Consider the following 19,057-nt stretch of genomic DNA (forward strand, 5'->3'; position numbering starts at 1 on the left):
ATCCTTTTTTTACATTGATTCCACCTTCTATCTAATCCATTCATCAAATGACAAATAAAACTCTTTATTGCCTTGCTTTTCAGGCATTTCTATATCTATTCGTTTGCACTCACCTGGCAATAGATTAAAATAACCTTCTGACACATACACTGGAAGTAAAGCTTGTCCGGACTCTTTGTCACGCACGTTGACCTTGATTCCTGTTGCTACCAGATCTGAATTATTCTTTATTTCAGCCTGGATCAATATTCGCTCCTCTGTTTTCTTTACCTTCTTTGATTTTAGCTGCAGTTTAGCTTTCCCTCCTTTTTGCAAAACAGAGAAATTTGAAGGAGCAGCAGGATTAACCCAATAATCATTGTAGGAAATGGTATGCCCCTTTTGATCTAACAACTGGGTTCTGACCAATGATAATTCATTGATTTCTGATGGAACAAAAACTTCCATACAATCAGTTAATCCATTAGCATCTAAGTTTACCGATATTTTTTTCTCATACAACTTTTGGCCTTTTAAATTATATATTTTAAATGATGCTTTTGCGTTCGGAATTTTTCCAAGGGTTGTATTTATGACTTGTAGTTTCCCGTTAACTGAATTCCATTGTACATGTATCGGCTCACAAGCTTTCTTTGCTCCATAGAATGCCCCGTGAGTTTCATAATCATACGAATATACCTGCCAAATAACACTCGGCCATGCCGGGTGACTCATCCATAACAATAATCCACTGGCATAATTCCACATCTTCTGGTTCCAAGTTTCAAACATATTACGATACAGATTATAATTAATAAACTGAGCTCGCGAGCAAAACTCATCCGCACTACGAGATGGAGCCATTCCTAATTTTTCCACATCGCGGATATAATTTTTCCAATCAAAACTTTCATAATGTAAATCATGATAATACCAAACATCTCCAATCGGCCAAAGATCTTCTTCCGGTATAAATTTACGAAGAGTTTCCACTGTTGGAACAGAAGGTGCTCCCAATTCCGTACTGAAACCATTCGCTCTTTCAGTCAAATATTCCAATTGATTGTCAATATAATGCCAAGGACCACTTGGACAAAGATTTAAACATCTTGAATTCCCGTGAAAATGTCGGGTCCCATCCACCGTATTAACTATTTCTTGAAAACCATCTTCCAATATATCTGGTGCATACCCTTCATTACGTGGACACCATATGGCGATAGAAGGATGATTACGAAAACGCAAAACAATATCCCGAGCATTCGAAAGAAATAGTTCATCGTCCAATGGTTCCAAATTATACCCTTGAGTTGAAAGGGAAAAATCATTCCATACAAGCAAGCCGTATTCATCACAGAGAGTATAAAATAGTTCCTCCGTCGACTCTCCGGTCCAATTTCGAATCATTGTAAAATTAGCATCCTTATGCAAACGGAAATAAGGCTCAAGCCTCTCACGGGTCACACGTTTCATCCCATCATCCATACCCCAATTTCCACCACGACAAAAGATCGGTTTTCCATTTACACAAATAGTCAAGAATGGATTTTCCGACTGATTCACTTCTTCCTGCAAATACCGTATAGTTCCATCTGCTAATGTTGGAATAACTACTTGTGGAAAAGCAGGATTTTCTATTGCAATTCGTTTTTTATAATTAAACAAAGTTTTTCCCTTCTCTTCTACATCCGTAGGACTATATTGGAAGCGCACATTTCTCTTGTCTGGAGTTTGCGCCATAAGTTTATAAGAAAGTTCACGAATCCCAAAACGAATATTTTTTGTTTGTAAAGCCTGATTGTCCCGTATTACAGTCAAATTCAACTTATACAAAGCTTGTGCTCCATAACCATTCGGCCACCATAAAGCAGGGTTTTGAAAACGTAGTTGTTCAAACTTTTCCGATGTAAAACATACTTCTTTCCGCTCTAACGGGTTCAACGCTACTTTCTGTGAAAATGAAACATTTCCGATCTTCCCATTTACGAAGAAAATTTGTTCTTCTGTAGTATTATTCACCAAGGGTATCTTTATCGTGATATCCGCATAAGTAGTATCAGGTAAAGGTAAGTCCGTTATAACCTGAGGATCTTCCATAATAACATCACCTACTCGCATCAATCTAACATCTTGCCAAATACCAATATTTCGATCTCGGATACCTGGTATCCAATCCCATCCTTCCGAAGATATAAAAGTTGGTCCATCCAAGCAAAGAGCCCCCCCGTTTCCGCCAAACCATTCCTTCGTTTCCTCAAAAGGAATACCTGGATTATTAGGCGGAAAAACATGAATAGCCAATGTATTTAAGCCTTGTTTATCCAATAAATCAGTAACAGGAAATATTCCTCTTTTAAAAGCACCATTTATAGTTCCTAAACGGCTACCATTTAACCAAACATCTGCTTTATAATTAATACCATTCAATAATATCCGATAGTCTGAATCATTATTATCTTGAGGAACAGCAAAAGAAATCCGATACCACCAGTCCATACGGCAAAGCGTATCCGGTATAAGCAAATTATTCAATCCATAATAAGGATCCGGATATACGGATTGCTCCACTAAAGTTGTCAAGACCGTACCCGGTACAACTGCATTATACCATTCAGATGCATTGGTTTGAATATCCCATAAAGACATTCCCCTTCCAGCCAACTTATACCCTTCGATCATTTCCCAGCCACCGGACAACAAAAAGTTTCCGTCATCATCCAAACTCAGTTTTCCGGAAACGGATTGATAAGCCTTCCGTTTCAAAATATCCTGAGTTGATTTTGAACGTGGGAGTTCATTTACCGGCTGTCTGACAGTCCGCCCAAAATTCAATTTATTTTGTCCTATAGCTTGTCCCCCTATTAATAAAAAGGTAAACAAACTAAACCAATATACCTTTGTCATATTATTAATTTATTTTTTTCAATAGCTTATCTTCCATCACCTCTTTAAAAAGAAGATAAGCATCAGGAGTTATATGAATCTGATCATCCATAAAATATTTCATAATAGGACGATCATTTTTATCTACAAACTTATCCCATACACTTACGAAGTCTATATAATCATATAATGCAGCATACTCTCTCATAAGATTATTAGCTTCCTTATATTTATCAAAAGATTTCACCCGTGCCGGACAAGGCTTAATAGAGACAAGTAATATCTGACATTTAGGATAATGATAATGGATAAGGCGACTCATACAAATTACATCTTCCATAAACTGCACTGGGGTTGTCGACGTTTCATTCAAGTCATTATCGCCCTCGTAAATAACAATCTGTCTGGGACTAAATGGTTTGACAATTTCATCAAAAAAATATATTTGATCACACATCATAGAGCCTCCAAAGGCTCTGTTCACAACAACAGAATTTGGAAAGTATTTCTGCGTATCTCCCCATCTTGTAAAAGTGGAACTTCCTATAAATAAAACACAACCTTGTTTAATCCCCTCTTTACTATTTTTATCTCTTAACTCCTGAATCTTTTCTTCCCATTGTGCCGCTCTTTCATATTGAGCAGAAAGATAAAAACAATGACAAAGTAAAATACAAAACAGAACTATCCTTTTCATGCTACAAAACAGTTTACCGATTCCACACCAGATTTCAAATATAAGCCGGGAACCAAAATTAATCCTCTTATTCCCGGCTTACTCCTCCTCCTTACTTTTTCACTTTAAAACACCAAAACCAAGCCTCCCATCCATTATTTAAAACATGAGCCAATACCATTTTATCTTCTGTCAGTTTCAATATATCAAATTCATGGACAGTTTTTCCTCCTTCATTAGGAGAAACTCCTTTCAGCACAGTACCGTCAATAATTGTTAATGTACCAATAGACCAAGGTGTTCCATCCGCCATTAGTTTCTGTTTGGTCATATCAAATTGAAAACTACCTCTCTCTACCACCTGTCCAGTTTGACTTATTTTAGTAAAATTAGCCGCCCCATTCAAGTCAAAAAGCATAACTCCATCCTTTCCGACTTCTGGATCCTGCTCGTCCATATCACCAGCTTTGATCGTAGCCCAAGCGGGAGCTGTATTTCCCGGGTATCCGCCATTTCCCCAAACAACATCATCCGGACTGGTATAATCCCACATCCAGGTTTTACCGTTCCTATCAGTACCAGCAAAAAGAGCCCATTCATCTTCTATCGGATACAAAATTTTATCAATTATCACCTTTCGACTAGTAGAAACAGTTCCTCCAGAACAAATTCCAGTAAAGACGATTTCCTTTTCCCCTAAAAACGGGACTAATACGGTGTCTTGCTGACGAACGGAAATTCCCGAACCATAATTCCAATGAGATCCAATCATTGGAGTTCTATTTATCATTACGATTTTATTTCCACCTTCTGTAAGTGGGTAAACATCCAAATTCAATTCACTTTCAGCAATAGTACTTCCTTGTTTATGCTCTTCTTCTATCGGATTACAGGACAATTGAAATATTGCCAATAACGAAAAAAGAGCTATTATTATCCTTTTCATATAAATTCATTTAACTAATTAATTAATACAAAGCTTCATTTCCCCAGCCCGGAGTTTGCTCAAGTACCCCTGCAGATAAATCAATCTGAGTTTTAGGAATCGGCATAAATCCACCTGTTTCCTGAAGACGCTGTACCAGATTCCCCATATTCATGACATCATCCACACCATTATTTTTCACTTTCACTCCATTTTGCTTTCCAAGAGCTTCTGCCGCAATCCCCCAGCGGAGTAAATCATAATAACGGACACCTTCAAAAGCAAGTTCCCAGCGACGTTCATCCTGCAAAGCCTTATCCGTATAAACTGCCAAAGGGGCTAAACCTGCACGCTCACGCACCCGATTCAGGTAACTTACATCTTTTTTTAATTCCGCCATCATCAATAAGACATCTGCGTAACGAATAATCACTTGATCCTGTGTATTATCAATTTGAAAATCTGGGGTACGTCCATATAATACACAACTATAATTTACGCAAGCTGTTGTGCCATCCGATTTTGCCTGATGGGCATTGATCGCTATATATTTTTTCTGCCAATAACCTGTTTCCTGAATTTGCATACTGGCTCCCCAAGTATAACTTTTGATATTTTCATCCGGATTATTTACATCCAGAATAGATGCTGTACGTCTAAAATCATTCGGTTCACTCGCTTCCCAATCTTCGATCAAACTCGTACTTACAGTACCGGCCCCCCAACCTTGTCCAAATGGAAAAATATTTTCATAATCAGGCTGTTCACGAATAGAAAAATAAAGCACTGGCTGATTACTATAATAGATACTAGTCGAATGGTTACCCATTGCAGAATATTTAATCGCAAAAATTGTTTCATTATTCTGATCATCACCGACCCAGTTCAAATTATTATCTACAGCAAACTTATAATCAGGAGCCGTAGCCGAATTCGCATAAGGCCATAAATTACCGAAATTAGATACCAGCCCATGACCACTATTATTAATACAATCATCCAGCCAATTAATTACCTCTTGCTTTGTAACAGAACCTCCGTCAGGTAAAGGCAATACATCCTGCTTATAATACCCTGTGTAGAATAAATAAACACGTGCCAACAATGATTCGGCAGCCCATTTGGTTGCATGCCCCAACTGACCGTCTTTTGCTTCATACCTTCTATTCGGTAAAGTTTGAATCGCATATATTAAATCATCTGCTATCTGGGCATACAAGTCTTTTACTTCAGCTCTTGGATTATTAACCGCCTCTGTTGTTAGTACTAATGGAACCGTTCCAAACATTCGACACAGGTCAAAATAAAAGTAAGCACGTAAAAATCGAGCTTCTGCAGCAATCTGATCTTTCAATTCTGGCTTTTCCCATGTTTTTACAACATCAAGAGTTTCCAACAACATATTAGCTCGAAAAATACCTTGATACATTTTTTTCCAAAAATCAGGAAACATATCATCATTTATCTTCTTCAATTGATCAATGGCCCCCCAACTTCGGTCCACTAATGTTCCACCTCCCAAACGATCATCAGACAATAATTCAGATACCAGAAAAGTACACTGATTAACATTCACAGACGGTAATACTGTATACACCCCGGTCAGCGCATCTAATGCATCCTGTGAAGTCTCCGGAAAATTAGAAGTGTCTTTCTTTACTAAATTGTCTGAATCTAGAAAAGAGTCACAACCTGTAATAAAAGAAACGAGTAATATAAGAAATGCTATTTTTTTCATATTTCAAATCTATTAGAATTTTAAATTAACACCTACCATATATGTTCTTGGACTCGGATAAAAACCGACATCTATGCCGGAAACCCAGCTCTTGTCGGCCCCATATCCAATCTCAGGATCCATACCCGAATATTTAGTAAAAGTTACCAGATTCTGGGCTGTAACATATAGTCTGGCCTGCCCCAATGGAATACGTGGAAATAATTTTTTAAAATCATATCCTAATGTGACATTCTGAATACGGAAATAGTCACCGTCTTCTATAAATATGTCAGAAATATATAACCAATTTGTATTTGTTCCAGACGCTACTCGAGGTAAGCGGTTAGAGGTCCCCTCACCATGCCAACGTCCCAAAATATCAGTGGTATAATTTTCCTTCGGTTGATCGGCAAATGACCGGTACGACTTGGCAATCTGATTGCCTAATACAGCATTAGTTGTTATTCCCAGATCAAATCCTTTATAACCTAAATTAAAAGTAAGCCCCATTATTACATCAGGATGAGGATTACCAATCATACATTTATCATTATCATCAATTACACCGTCTTTATTAGTATCCGCAAAGATCAAATCGCCAGGAGCTGTCCCGGAAAGCTTGGCACCGGAATACTCCGCTATTTGCTTTTCACTCTGAAAAACACCTAAAGTTTTGTATCCATAAAAATAACCGATAGGATATCCCTCTTGTGCGCGATACATTTCAGTAGTGCCTTCACTCAAAATATTAGGGCTACCATGAATAATACCTTCTGAATTAGCAATACGGGTTACCTCGTTTTTATTATGAGATAAATTCAAATTTACTCCATAAGTAAAATCACCTACATGATCATTCCAATTCAAAGCCATTTCAATCCCCTGGTTCCGAACATCCCCACCATTTATATATGGAGCACTTGTTCCATAGGAATCCAGAATTGGAGCCTGTACAAGCCAATCCTTAGTTGTCTTCAAATAATAATCGAAAGAGAGCCCCAAACGGCCACCAAAGAAACGAGCATCCAAACCTAAGTCCAATTGTTCGGAAGTTTCCCAAGTAACATCTTTATTAGGTAGAATATCAGGATATGCACCAGAAGAAATCGTTTGCTTATCCGGGCCGAAGAAATAATTAGATTTCAAAAATGAGATCGTCGCCAGATACTGGAACGGATCAATATCTTGATTACCATTTTGTCCCCAACTGGCACGAATTTTAAGAAGATCAAGATAATTCTTTGTCGACTCCATAAAAGCTTCATTACTCATAATCCAACCTGCAGAAATTGAAGGAAAATATCCCCAGCGATTTCCTTTTGCAAAATTAGAAGAACCGTCAGCCCGCATTACCAAAGTCAACAAATAAGTTTCTTTATAATCATAATTTACACGTCCAAAGAAAGATGCAATACTCCTTTTCTGTAAAATCTTATTTTTCATATAGGGAGATCCACCTACGGTTGTTTTATCGGCATAGATAACAGTTGTATTATTCAGATATGCATGTTCAAAATCATTAAAAATTGAATTCACATTACTGGCGGACAAATTATCCCCTAAACCGCTTCTTTCCATTGACTGACCGATTATTGCACTAAAATTATGATCGTTATTTATTTTAAAATCATAACTAATCGTATTTTCCCAAAGCCATCCGGAACTGATATACATCTGTTGAGTCACTTCATTCTCCTTATTATATACGTTAGAAGCCAATTCATAAACCGGCTCAAAACTACGATAAGCATTCGCTTCCATCGTCAAGCCAAAGCTACTTTTAATTTTCAAGTTTTTAACTGGTTGCAAGGTTACATATGCATTAGCCTTGATATTATGCTTTTTTGTCAAATTTTGACCGTGTGCATACTCCATCAGTGCTATAGGATTTTCACCTGTCGGATCCCAAGCCAATGCATAATGATAATCACCGTTTTCGTCATACATCGGAAGGAATGGATTTGCTTTCAACGCACCATTAATATCATTCTGGTACTGGTTACCGATTGATATGCCTGATTTTTCACTATATGAATAAGTTAAATTTTCACCAAACTTAATCACATCAAAATCATTATTTTTTAACAATGTATGTTCCGTATTCAGACGAAATGTATAACGGTCATATTTAGGCTGCACAGGTTTGCCCAAAATACCTTCTTGTGAAGTATACGAAATACCCATAGAATAAACAGACTGTTCGCTACCTCCAGTGATATTCAATGCATGATTTTGAATCGGTGCATTTTCATTTCTCATGGCATCCAACCAGTTTGTTCCTTTATTCGTCCCATTCGAATAACTTTCCCAATTAGGAACCAAAGAACTAAAATCATAAGCAGGCAGACCATCCATCAGCCGACCTTCATTCTGTATCATGGCGTATTCCTGGGCATTTAGCGTCGGAGCCATTTTATACACGTTTTGAACGCCAAAATATCCATCATAAGAAATAGAAGCCTTTCCCGCTTTCCCCTGTTTTGTGGTAACCAACACGACACCATTTGCGGCACGTGAACCATAAATAGCAGCCGAAGCAGCATCTTTCAGCACATCAACAGACTCAATATCAGCTGGATTCAAATTATTAATATCTGCACCCGTCACGCCATCTATAATATACAATGGGCCCGAAGAGCCAGTAGTACCCAACCCTCGTATCGTCACACTATAGCCTTCTCCCGGCATACCGGATGATTGAGTAATATTCACACCCGGAGTTTGACTTTGTAAAGCACCTAAAGCACTTACTGTATTCAATTTTTGGATATCATCGCCTTTCACCTGTACGGTAGCACCAGTCACCAGCTTTTTTTTCTGAATGCCATACCCTATTACCACCACTTCTTCCAAAGCCTGCGAATCTTCTTTCAACGCTACTTGATAAACGGCTATATTAGGTTTAACAGTCAGAAGTTGTTCCTGATATCCAATATACGAAATTTGTAAAACACTCCCATCCGGAACAGTTAAAGTAAATTTCCCGTCCAGATCTGTAACTACACCATTTGTAGTTCCTTTCTGAACTACATTTACACCAATCAAAGGCTCATTATCAACCTCTGAAACAACAATTCCGGAAATAGTTCTTCCCGTTTGAGCTTCTGCGATCAAGTTTCCTAAAAGCAGAAAAACGGAAATGAAAACCAGATAAAAAGTTCTATTCTTCTTCTCCATAAAAGAATCGATTTAATTGATTAATCATTATTAAAAAAATGCAACATCCCCAGCAAAGACAAAAACGTCCTTGCCTATATATTTTTATTTGAGACTTTTGAAGATTGAAATTTAGAGCCGTCTCAATAATTTAGCAGCTACTTCATTATTCATGATAATAGATTCATCTAACTTAGCAGACCTGATTATTGCTGTCATCTCCTGATGCCATTTTATATCACGCCACATTCCTACAAACTGAGGCCCACAAAAATTACTGGTAGCTATCCCGGCCCACATACCGGTTTGAGCAGCGGTGACAGTGCCTAAAGCACAAAGTTCCTTCACCCAATCCCAATTTAACATAGGCCAATCTTTATAATCTACAATACCCCAGCATTCCGTCGTAACAAGAGGGCGGCCTACTCTTTTTGCTACTTTTCCCATCAGTTTAATTTTATCAGTCAAAAGCTTCTGCCAGTACAATGGTTTATCCTGATAAAGATTTTCTGCAACTTTCACCACTTTTTTATATGCCTCTGGAGAAAATTGTCCGTCTTTATAATCTACAATCTTATAAAACTCACTATTATTCTGGTGAACCATCCAAATGTGGTGTTCATACAAATCCAAAAAAGAAGTATCTATTTCTTCATATTTATAAACATCACCACAATCAAACGAGAAAAGGAAAGGTATATCCGGATATTTTTCCTTCATTCGACTCAAAGCCTGCTTCATCCATCGAAGAGATTCTTCCTTATACCACTGCCCCCATACAACATGAGGATATTGTGAAGAAAAGAAAGGTGCCCATAAATTCCCCGGCCATTCATTACATAAATCTACAAACAATATGCTATCCAGTAATCCATCCTGTTCTATAGATTGAAGAGCCGAAATCCAACAATCAGCCATTTTATCAGAGGTCGTTATCTTCATTCGAACATCATCTATATCCTGGCGGTACCAAGAAGAAAGTCCAACTTTTATATCACGTTCTTTGCACTTCAATAGAAACCTATTCAAATTCGGTTGAACCTGTACTTCATTCAAATCCGGACTACCCCAGACCTGCTGATTCCAAACTTCTTTCAATAACCACTTCTTAGTCGGGTTTTCTGCAATCAAATGTGGATAAGCATCAATACGTATTGCATTATAACCACGTTCCTGCAATTCATCCAATGCTATATCCCAGTCTTCATAACCAGCACCCGGCCAACGGCGCTCCAACCAAGAAAAATCCCACATAGTAATTGCACGAGGTGAAACATTTCTCCTCCCAGTCTCAAAAGCCATCGTATCCTTATTAGAAGAACCAAGAGTATCTAAGGCAGTAAGACTCCCTAAAGCGGCTATTGTAGTTTGTTTTATAAAATTTCTTCTATTCATATTAGTACTCAAACAGGATAATTTACAATCGTGTGACAAAACTATTCATTCAAATATTTCTATATTCATAGGCTTTCTATTATTAGAATTACAACTGTTAACTATATCTCAAATATCATATTGCAAATATATAGTAATCCGATATTATCTTATTTCTTAATTCTCACACACATTTCTGGTATTTTACCATAATTCCAAATTCATATAACTTTTTGGTTTTTTACCCCAAATTTCTTCTGGTATTCCGAAGGGGACATTTGCGTAGAGCGTTTAAACTGCTCAATAAAATTTGATAAGTTATTAAAACCGGACTCCATACTCAATGTCGAAATCTTCATACGTCCTTCAATCAATAACTTTTTGGCATGACCAATTCTTATATCATTCAGATATTGAATAAATGTTTTTTTCGTTCGTCCTCTAAAATAGCGACAAAAAGCATTAGGAGTAAGCCCAACCAGTGATGCCACTTCCTCTAATTTAATCGGTTTCATAAAATTCTTCATCATATATTGATATACCTTATCAAATCTTTCAAAATCAGAAGAATTAACAGATTCCGTAAAGCCGATACTCGCTAACAATTCGTATTCATCAGTGGTAGCCATCATTTCTAACAAAGAAATAAAGTTAATAATACGGGACGCTCCGGTATCATTTACCGACCGCTGAATAAAAGAGCCAATGGCATCCCGGGATTTCCCTACAAACTTAATTCCTCTTCTAGAACGTTCTATAAGCTGACGTATATTAGACATCTCCGGCAGACGAATCAAATTTGCTTCAAAAATATCTTTCAGAAAAAACAAACATAAACAAGAAGCCTTCAGTCCTGCTCCTTGTGTAAAAAACTCATCGTCATTTCTCCATTCATGAGGTAGTTTCGGCCCTACCATGCAAACATCTCCTTCTTGGTATCTACCTATATGATCACCAACAAAACGCGTGCCTATGCCCTCTAATATATACATGATTTCAATTTCCGGATGATAATGCCACGGAACAATAAAATGAGGCAAATCTTCTTTATAGAAGTTTATATAACTATTGCTCGTAAATGGTAGTTCTTGATAAAGTGGTATCATAATATTTTATTTGTTAAAAGAATGGACAATCAGACGACAGACGTAAGTCTGCCGTACAAATATACAGCCAAGCACATTTAAAGGCTTATATGATATTCGCAAAGAATTATGGTATTTTACTCTTAACGTTAGGACCTACGTTAATATACCAGAATTCTTCATTAATCTTCTCCTTTTCCGTTGATGCTCTAAATAACGATTCAAAGAAAAATAAAAAAAGGATATGAACCAAAATATTTTTTTGGGTTAACATATCCCTTTTCTTACAAAAATTTATTCTTACTGATTCAACACATGTATCGTATGACATGCCACCAATGCCGCCGTCTCCGTGCGCAACCGGCTTTCGCCCAATGAGATGGGTTCAAATCCTTGTTGCAGGGCAAAGGCTATTTCTTCCGGGCTGAAATCTCCTTCCGGACCGATCAGTATCAAGGCATTCTCGCCAGGATGGTACACTTTCTTCAATAAAGGTTTTTCGCCTTCTTCACAATGAGCGATAAACTTACGGCCTTCAAAAGGCTGGCTGACAAAAGAACGGAAATCCGTCATTCCATTCAATTCCGGCAATGTTGCTTTCTGAGACTGCTTCATCGCACTAACCAAAATCTTTTCCAGGCGGGCCGGCTTAACCTCTTTCCGTTCGGAAAAACGGCAGTTTAAACAAGTGATCGCATTAATACCGATCTCCGTTGCTTTCTCCGCAAACCATTCCATCCGGTCCATATTTTTAGTCGGAGCTACCGCTATATGCAAATTGAAGTTCCACAAAGCCGGTTGTTCCCAGCTTTCCAATATACTGACTTCACAATGTTTAGGATGTGCCCTACTGATGGCTGCCTTATAAAAAAAACCTTTACCGTCCGTCAGTAAAATCTCATCGCCCTCTGTCAATCGAAGGACACGAACACAATGGCCACCTTCTTCTTCCGGCAACTCTGGATTAACAGCAATATCCGGCGTATAAAATATCTGCATCTCTCAAACTTTCAATTTTCAACTCTAATCTTCAATTACCCCAGTATCATGCCCACTATGGTAGCTGAAAGCACCGAAACCAAGGCACCACCGACCATGGCAGGAAAACCGAAGCGGGTAATGAGTTCCCGTTTTTCCGGCGCCAGCACCCCCATGCCTCCCAACAAAATACCGATGGATGAAATATTAGCAAAACCACATAGAATATAAGTAGACATCAAAACTGATTTCTGATATACAAACATACCGGCATCTTTCCATTCCTGCATCTGGAAATAGGCGACAAACTCATTCAGGATTGTTTTCTGCCCCAACAAAGAGCCGACCAGCATGATATCCTGATAAGGAACCCCGATCAACCACATGAAAGGAGAAAGAATTACCCCTAAAATAAACTGGAATGTCAGCCCTTGCGCCTTACCGTCCGTGACCGACACGATCCAATCATTCAGTCCGGTATACCGTCCGACCAACCCTTCCAATATATAGTTGGCAAGCGCCACCATCGCAATAAAGACCAATAACATAGCAGCAATATTGACCATCAGGCGGACACCTGTCGATGTCCCGGCAGCCAAAGCATCCAATGCCGTAGAATGCTCTCCTATTTTTTCCATCTTAACCAGTCTGTCATCGGCTTTTTCCGTCTGCGGACAAAGAATCTTTGCCAGAACAATCGAACCCGGGGCTGCCATCAACGATGCGGAAAGCAAATGCTTCGCAAACAAGACTCTGGCAACCGGGTCACCACCTGCCAACATACCGATATAAGTACCCATCACTGTTCCGGCAATCGTACCCATACCGGAAACCATGACCAAAAATATTTCAGACCGGTTCATGGCCGGCAAATAGTTCTTTATCAAAACAGGCGATTCCGTCATTCCCATAAATACATTTCCGGAAGTTACCAATCCTTCCGCACCGGATATATTCATAAAACGACGCAAAACCCAGGAAAAAGCACCCACTATACGCTGGATAATCCCCCAATAATAGAATAAGGAAACCAATGCGGAAAAGAAAATCACGACAGGGAGTGAATTCAGAAGAAAAATAAACCCTTCACTTTTGGTCACCAACGGTCCTAACAGAAAAGCGACACCCGACTGTGTAAAGTCCATCAACTTGATAAAAGCCTTTCCCAACCATTCCAGCACGATCCCGACTGCCGGAACATGCAGAACCGCAAGTGCAAAAATGACCTGCATCAGCAATCCGCCTCCGACCAGTTTCCAATCGATCCGTTTCCGGTCATAACTCAGGAGATAAGCCACTCCTAAAACCGTTGCTATACCCAGAATACCACGCAAAAAAGACTCCAGGCTAAAACCAAGTTGTTGTTCTATCATTTGGGTCCTCCCTCCTCTTCGCGACGCCGTATTTCATCCTTATACATTTTTGCATACTCATAGTTCTCATCTGCAATCGCCTCATCCAGACGATCCGACAGCTCTTCGGCATCCAAAAGAGAAAGCCACTTTTTTAGCCGGACTTCATCTTTTATATCTTCCGGCTCCAAATCCAGGATAAAATCATCATCATCCTTATCCTTTTCATCCATGGCGGCATCTTCCAGAACAACACCACATTCTTTCACGATCTCAGGAGTTGTATAAATATCGCATTTTACCCGCAATGCAATAGCAATAGCGTCGGAAGTACGCGAATCCAGACGAACCTCGTTGGCTCCATCTTCAAAAAGCAATTCGGAATAAAACACACCGTCTTCAAACTTATAGATAAAAACCTCACGTAAACGGATACCGAAAGCCTGGGCAAACGTTGCAAACAGATCATGCGTCAAAGGACGAGGGGGTGTTATGCGCTCCAATGCAATCGCAATTGACTGCGCTTCCGATGTTCCGACAATGATAGGTATGCGGCGAACCCCTTCTTCTTCCGCCAGGATCAGGGCATATGCCCCCGACTGTATCTGGCTATTCGTCAAACCCTGTACCCGTAGTTTTATTCTTGTATCCACACTATTTAGTTTTTTAGTCAATACACAAAAGTAATATTATTTCGGAATCTTAAAAAGCATTCGATAGGAAAGAAGAGAACATACGGCCTAAAAAAAGAAAAGGTTGTCATCACGACAACCAATCTTCATTGCTAACCTTAAATCTAATACCATGAAAAACACAGTGCAAATATACCTGTTTTATGTTATGCAGCATAGTTTTTCAGCAGAAAAGATCAAAAATTTAGCATTATTTTAATCAAAAAAACCATCTATTTAAGCGTCATTAACGGTTTATTTCTGATTCTTCACGTATTCATCCGCTTTTGCCCTCATTCGTTCCACCCGCTTTTGCGTTTCCGGATGACTGGAGAATAACTGGCGGAATTTGGACGATTTAGGGGCTTCTTCACTCAACTCCAACAGTTTGTTCAATGAATTACACATACTGTAAGGATCAAGGCCGTTGGCTATGCTAAATTCAAAGCCGTAATCGTCCGCCTCGTTTTCCTGTGTCTGTGAATATTGCGCACCAGCAAGCGATTCAGCCAGATCTCCCAACTGCGAATCAGTCAGCTTTGCCGCCGTATTACTCGCAGCACCGGCAGCGTTCTTGGCCGCTGAAGTCAGATAGGCTTGCTTCATGGCATCTTTCGAATCCGTATGTACCACGTGGCCGATTTCATGACCGATAACTGCCATCACTTCATTATCATCCATGATCTTCATCAGACCTCCACAAACACGAACACTTCCGTCTCCGCAAGCGAACGCGTTTACGTCAATCACATTATAGACTTTAAAATTCAGGTCAAGACCATCCACTTTTACATTCTTTGTCAGATTAGCTAAACGCTGTCCCATTTCCGTATCAGGACCAGCTACTTCATTGTGCGTATCCATCCACTGGATATATTCGCGCGCCATCTTTGCCACATCCTCGTCCGACAGAGTTATAGCTTTTGCAGCATCCGCTGCCGCATTTACTAATTTCTTTGTATTGATGGATTTACCGCCAATCTTAAATTGAGCCGATGCACTCATACTGACACCGGCCACCAAAGCCATTGATAATAAAAATGTTCTTCCTTTCATTTCGTTTGTTATTGTTGTAAATAATTCTCTATCTGGTTAAATGTAACATCTTTCAAAATAACTTTCTTATCCTTATCCAACAGATAAAGTGTCGGGATAGCTTTCAAATCATAAATTTCATCATTCTTCAGGCTGACCGTGCTGTCATAAGAATTAATCCAGCTTGCCGGCATATAAGAAATATGGTTCCTCCACGCATCCAGATCTTCATCCGGATAGACGGCAAGGATTTTGAGTTTATTATTCTTGATCCATCCATTCACAATCGGGGAAGCAGTAAGCTGATCGGTTATTTCTTTGCAGGCATGGCAATCCGGATTATAGAAGAATAAAAGCAAATAATCAGCTTTCACATGATACAAAGTGCCTTTCTTTCCGTCTGCCAGCGTATAAGTAAAATCAGTAGCAGGCTCCCCTATCCTGTTTTTAAGAGCCACTTCAAGAAGATGCGCCGGACGTACTTTATGGACTTCATCGAAAACCGGAGCCTCTAAAACAGCTTCCAACACAGGTATATAGAGGGATTCATCCCGCATGGGTGAATTCGGATCATACAAATATTTTTCATATAACCCGGCAAAATAAGCAAACATCGTACTGTCGACAGCCGCCTTATTCATCATGTCTTTAATAGAAGAAGCAGCCGTTGCTGGTGAAACATATTTCATCATGTCAATATAATTGGATGCTGCCTGTTCCGTAATTTCGGGAAGGTGGATCAAGGTCGTATCGGTAAAATCAAATTTATCCCAATAGTGCGTGACCAGATAGGCTGCACGTTTTTCCGGCTCGGTTATGACACTTGGAACAGAAACCATTTCAAAAGTACGTTCTTTTGTGTTCTCTGTTTCCACCTTTTTGGGCTGTTGACCGTTACAAGCACTAAAAATCAACATAAAAGATAATAAGTGAAGTACTTTAATCCGCATAGTATCTTGTTTTTATTTGCCACAAAGATAAGCTTTATCAGCAATTAAATAATCAGAGGCGCAATAATTAATCGACCGGTTAACTAAAGTAAGAGGTTATCCGAAAACCGGCGGGCTCATTCAGAAAAAAATGCCGATATTCAAAGACAACCTCTTACGCGCTACAAGATAAAAATTCGAGGTACCTTATATCTTTGTCTGCTCTACTGATAAATCAGAACAGATTATAGTTTGTCCGTAATACTTTAAATTCTGTCCGACGGTTTATCTGGTCTGCAGTCTCCTGCTGTTCGGGAGTCAGCTTCTCTATAAATTCCTCCGTCAGGACATCCCCTTCATTCAGGAAATCGTAATTCTTAGCCATCTTTTTGTTGATCACCTTAGGAACACTTTCACCATATCCTTTGGCTTCCAAGCGGTCTTTGGCTATACCTCCCGCGATCAGATAATCGACTACCGATTGGGCGCGCCGTTGGGCCAGGCGTTCATTATACTGGTCCGAACCTTTCCGGTCGGTATGCGCTCCTAATTCGATTGTCACATTCGGATTGTCATTCAACATCTTAATCAGTTCATCCAATGCTTTTTTCGATTCCGGACGCAGTGTCGCCTTATCGAAATCATAGAATATATTTTCGATCACAACCGGTTTGCTGATCGGGGAAAGGAAAAAGTCCACGATATATGTCTCATTCTTTTCTTCCGGCCCGGTCTTCAACTCAAAATTCTGGTTCAGATAACCGCGTGCACTGGCCATCATCACATACCTGATGTCACGTTCCAGTTCCACTTTGTACTTACCATCTTTCTTTGCCAGCACTTTTTCGTTCAAACCGTCCCGGCCGACAATACGGACTGTCGCATCTTCGATCGGATTCTCATCCACATCCGATACGATACCTTCAATAAAGATCGTGATAACCGGCATTTCAAAAGAATACAGATGATCGTATCCGCGTGCATCATTTCGATTGGAACTAAAAAAGCCTTTTTCCTGCTTCCCGGCGAAAGTGATACCGAAGTCATCTCCGGAAGAATTGATCGGAGCTTTCATGTTTTCGACATTCCATTTACCGGTACTGTCTAAAGTAGCCTTAAACAGATCGAGTCCTCCCATACCCGGATGGCCATCCGATGCAAAATAAAGTGTAACGGAATCGCGTACATATGGAAACATTTCGTCACCCGGCGTATTGATATCCGGTCCCAAGTTTTCCATCGGTCCGAAATCATTCCCGACAACACGCGCCCGAAACAAGTCTTTACCACCGTAACCGCCCACTGCATCGGATACAAAATACAAATATTTACCGTCAGGCGAAATCGCCGGATGACCAAGAGCTGTCACCGAATCTTTTACGATACTGGCACGCGTACCCTTCCCCCATTTGGCACTGCTACGGGTAGAGATATAAATTTCAGAAGTACGCGGTCCCTCCGGATCCTGCGCACAATAAGTATAATACATCGTATTCCCGTCCTTGGAAAAAGAGGGCGTCCCTTCATCAAATTCCGTGTTTACTTCATCCTCCAACTCTATCGGGGCTTGCCAGGCTCCGTTCTCATCCTGCTTCACCAGGAAGAGATCGTTATTCCGCTGTCCGGTAATCGCATTGGTAGTCTCATCCTTATCTTTTCCGGCACCTTTGGGCGTACGAGTCGATGCAAAATAAAGCTGGTCATATTTTTCTCCGTACAGCATCGGGCCAAACTCGGAGCGGCGGGAGTTAAACTTCTCCATTCGTTTGACCACATAACGAGTCGGATTCTGTTTCCATTTCGTAGCCTCCTCACACCCCGTAATACCGTTAAATGCCAATATGCTGCCCGGTTCCGCTAACAGATAATCATTGTAATATTTGATCGCTTCACCATAACGTCCGCTCTTATGGTACATCTGTCCCAGCCTGAGGTTCACAATACTGTCGGGATAGTTATAGCGCAAGGCATTCATATACGCACTGGTTGCACGCGGCGTATTATTAATCAAACGATTGCAATCAGCCATCCTGTAAGCGATATAACCACGCAAGTCCCGCTTGACAGGAGGTGTTTTTGTATATACTTTCCGGTATATGGCCGCAGCTTCAAAGTATTCGCCAATGCGTTGCTTTTCTTCCGCATCGCTCAACTTCGCCGATTTACAGGAATATAAAGAAACTATTGCAAAAAACAGAAACAAATATGAGATTATATTCAATTTCATCTTATACCAATATGGGAACAAATATACTATTATCTGATAAATACAACGAATACATAATAATCTTATT

General features: G+C 39.7%; 13 protein-coding genes. All 13 read right to left on the reverse strand.

Going from position 1 to position 19,057, the window contains the following annotated elements; translation table 11 throughout:
* Window positions 1-27 precede the first annotated feature (27 nt).
* The 13 genes from DWU89_RS12350 to porE all read right to left on the reverse strand — a co-directional run bounded on the left by DWU89_RS12350 (window position 28) and on the right by porE (window position 18,990).
* The gene (locus DWU89_RS12350; RefSeq protein ID WP_115499943.1) at window positions 28-2,883 is read right to left on the reverse strand and encodes a glycoside hydrolase family 2 protein; all 2,856 of its coding nucleotides are present in this window, start codon (window positions 2,881-2,883) and stop codon (window positions 28-30) included.
* 4 nt (window positions 2,884-2,887) lie between these two features.
* Window positions 2,888-3,559, reverse strand: coding sequence for a GDSL-type esterase/lipase family protein (locus tag DWU89_RS12355; RefSeq protein WP_115499944.1), 672 nt, complete (start codon window positions 3,557-3,559; stop codon window positions 2,888-2,890).
* A 91-nt stretch (window positions 3,560-3,650) separates the two neighbouring features.
* Entirely contained in the window at window positions 3,651-4,484 is an 834-nt protein-coding gene (locus DWU89_RS12360) for a hypothetical protein (RefSeq protein WP_115499945.1), read from the reverse strand.
* Between the two features lie 22 nt (window positions 4,485-4,506).
* Window positions 4,507-6,201, reverse strand: coding sequence for a RagB/SusD family nutrient uptake outer membrane protein (locus DWU89_RS12365; protein WP_115499946.1), 1,695 nt, complete (start codon window positions 6,199-6,201; stop codon window positions 4,507-4,509).
* 12 nt (window positions 6,202-6,213) lie between these two features.
* The gene (locus DWU89_RS12370) at window positions 6,214-9,360 is read right to left on the reverse strand and encodes a SusC/RagA family TonB-linked outer membrane protein (protein WP_115499947.1); all 3,147 of its coding nucleotides are present in this window, start codon (window positions 9,358-9,360) and stop codon (window positions 6,214-6,216) included.
* 111 nt (window positions 9,361-9,471) lie between these two features.
* Complete coding sequence (locus tag DWU89_RS12375) at window positions 9,472-10,734, reverse strand: cellulase-like family protein (protein ID WP_115499966.1); 1,263 nt, start codon at window positions 10,732-10,734, stop codon at window positions 9,472-9,474.
* Window positions 10,735-10,934: 200 nt separating this feature from the next.
* On the reverse strand, window positions 10,935-11,819 hold the full coding sequence (locus DWU89_RS12380) for an AraC family transcriptional regulator (protein WP_115499948.1): 885 nt from the start codon (window positions 11,817-11,819) through the stop codon (window positions 10,935-10,937).
* A 279-nt stretch (window positions 11,820-12,098) separates the two neighbouring features.
* Window positions 12,099-12,797 (reverse strand): 16S rRNA (uracil(1498)-N(3))-methyltransferase, encoded by a 699-nt coding sequence (locus DWU89_RS12385; protein ID WP_115499949.1) that lies wholly within the window; start codon window positions 12,795-12,797, stop codon window positions 12,099-12,101.
* Between the two features lie 35 nt (window positions 12,798-12,832).
* The gene (locus DWU89_RS12390) at window positions 12,833-14,149 is read right to left on the reverse strand and encodes a NupC/NupG family nucleoside CNT transporter (RefSeq protein WP_115499950.1); all 1,317 of its coding nucleotides are present in this window, start codon (window positions 14,147-14,149) and stop codon (window positions 12,833-12,835) included.
* The gene (locus DWU89_RS12395) at window positions 14,146-14,781 is read right to left on the reverse strand and encodes a bifunctional nuclease family protein (protein ID WP_115499951.1); all 636 of its coding nucleotides are present in this window, start codon (window positions 14,779-14,781) and stop codon (window positions 14,146-14,148) included. The genes DWU89_RS12390 and DWU89_RS12395 overlap by 4 nt, the downstream gene beginning before the upstream one ends.
* 273 nt (window positions 14,782-15,054) lie before the next feature.
* Window positions 15,055-15,855 carry a M48 family metalloprotease gene (locus tag DWU89_RS12400; protein WP_115499952.1) on the reverse strand — a complete coding sequence of 267 codons (801 nt, stop codon included), beginning with the start codon at window positions 15,853-15,855 and terminating at the stop codon, window positions 15,055-15,057.
* A gap of 8 nt (window positions 15,856-15,863) precedes the next feature.
* Window positions 15,864-16,784 carry a DUF5106 domain-containing protein gene (locus DWU89_RS12405; protein WP_115499953.1) on the reverse strand — a complete coding sequence of 307 codons (921 nt, stop codon included), beginning with the start codon at window positions 16,782-16,784 and terminating at the stop codon, window positions 15,864-15,866.
* A 214-nt stretch (window positions 16,785-16,998) separates the two neighbouring features.
* Entirely contained in the window at window positions 16,999-18,990 is a 1,992-nt protein-coding gene (porE, locus tag DWU89_RS12410; RefSeq protein WP_115499954.1) for a PorE family type IX secretion system protein, read from the reverse strand.
* Between the last annotated feature and the right edge of the window lie 67 nt (window positions 18,991-19,057).

This window comes from Parabacteroides acidifaciens (assembly GCF_003363715.1).
In the GTDB taxonomy this organism is placed as follows: Bacteria; Bacteroidota; Bacteroidia; order Bacteroidales; family Tannerellaceae; genus Parabacteroides; species Parabacteroides acidifaciens.

What these genes read in the sequence shown, in the direction of transcription:
- DWU89_RS12350 (WP_115499943.1), bottom strand. Translation starts at nt 2,883, where the DNA reads ATGACAAAGGTATATTGGTTTAGTTTGTTTACCTTTTTATTAATAGGG.
- DWU89_RS12360 (WP_115499945.1), bottom strand. Translation starts at nt 4,484, where the DNA reads ATGAAAAGGATAATAATAGCTCTTTTTTCGTTATTGGCAATATTTCAA.
- DWU89_RS12405 (WP_115499953.1), bottom strand. Translation starts at nt 16,784, where the DNA reads ATGCGGATTAAAGTACTTCACTTATTATCTTTTATGTTGATTTTTAGT.
- DWU89_RS12385 (WP_115499949.1), bottom strand. Translation starts at nt 12,797, where the DNA reads ATGCAGATATTTTATACGCCGGATATTGCTGTTAATCCAGAGTTGCCG.
- DWU89_RS12370 (WP_115499947.1), bottom strand. Translation starts at nt 9,360, where the DNA reads ATGGAGAAGAAGAATAGAACTTTTTATCTGGTTTTCATTTCCGTTTTT.
- DWU89_RS12375 (WP_115499966.1), bottom strand. Translation starts at nt 10,734, where the DNA reads ATGAATAGAAGAAATTTTATAAAACAAACTACAATAGCCGCTTTAGGG.
- DWU89_RS12365 (WP_115499946.1), bottom strand. Translation starts at nt 6,201, where the DNA reads ATGAAAAAAATAGCATTTCTTATATTACTCGTTTCTTTTATTACAGGT.
- DWU89_RS12400 (WP_115499952.1), bottom strand. Translation starts at nt 15,855, where the DNA reads ATGAAAGGAAGAACATTTTTATTATCAATGGCTTTGGTGGCCGGTGTC.
- DWU89_RS12380 (WP_115499948.1), bottom strand. Translation starts at nt 11,819, where the DNA reads ATGATACCACTTTATCAAGAACTACCATTTACGAGCAATAGTTATATA.
- DWU89_RS12355 (WP_115499944.1), bottom strand. Translation starts at nt 3,559, where the DNA reads ATGAAAAGGATAGTTCTGTTTTGTATTTTACTTTGTCATTGTTTTTAT.
- porE (WP_115499954.1), bottom strand. Translation starts at nt 18,990, where the DNA reads ATGAAATTGAATATAATCTCATATTTGTTTCTGTTTTTTGCAATAGTT.
- DWU89_RS12390 (WP_115499950.1), bottom strand. Translation starts at nt 14,149, where the DNA reads ATGATAGAACAACAACTTGGTTTTAGCCTGGAGTCTTTTTTGCGTGGT.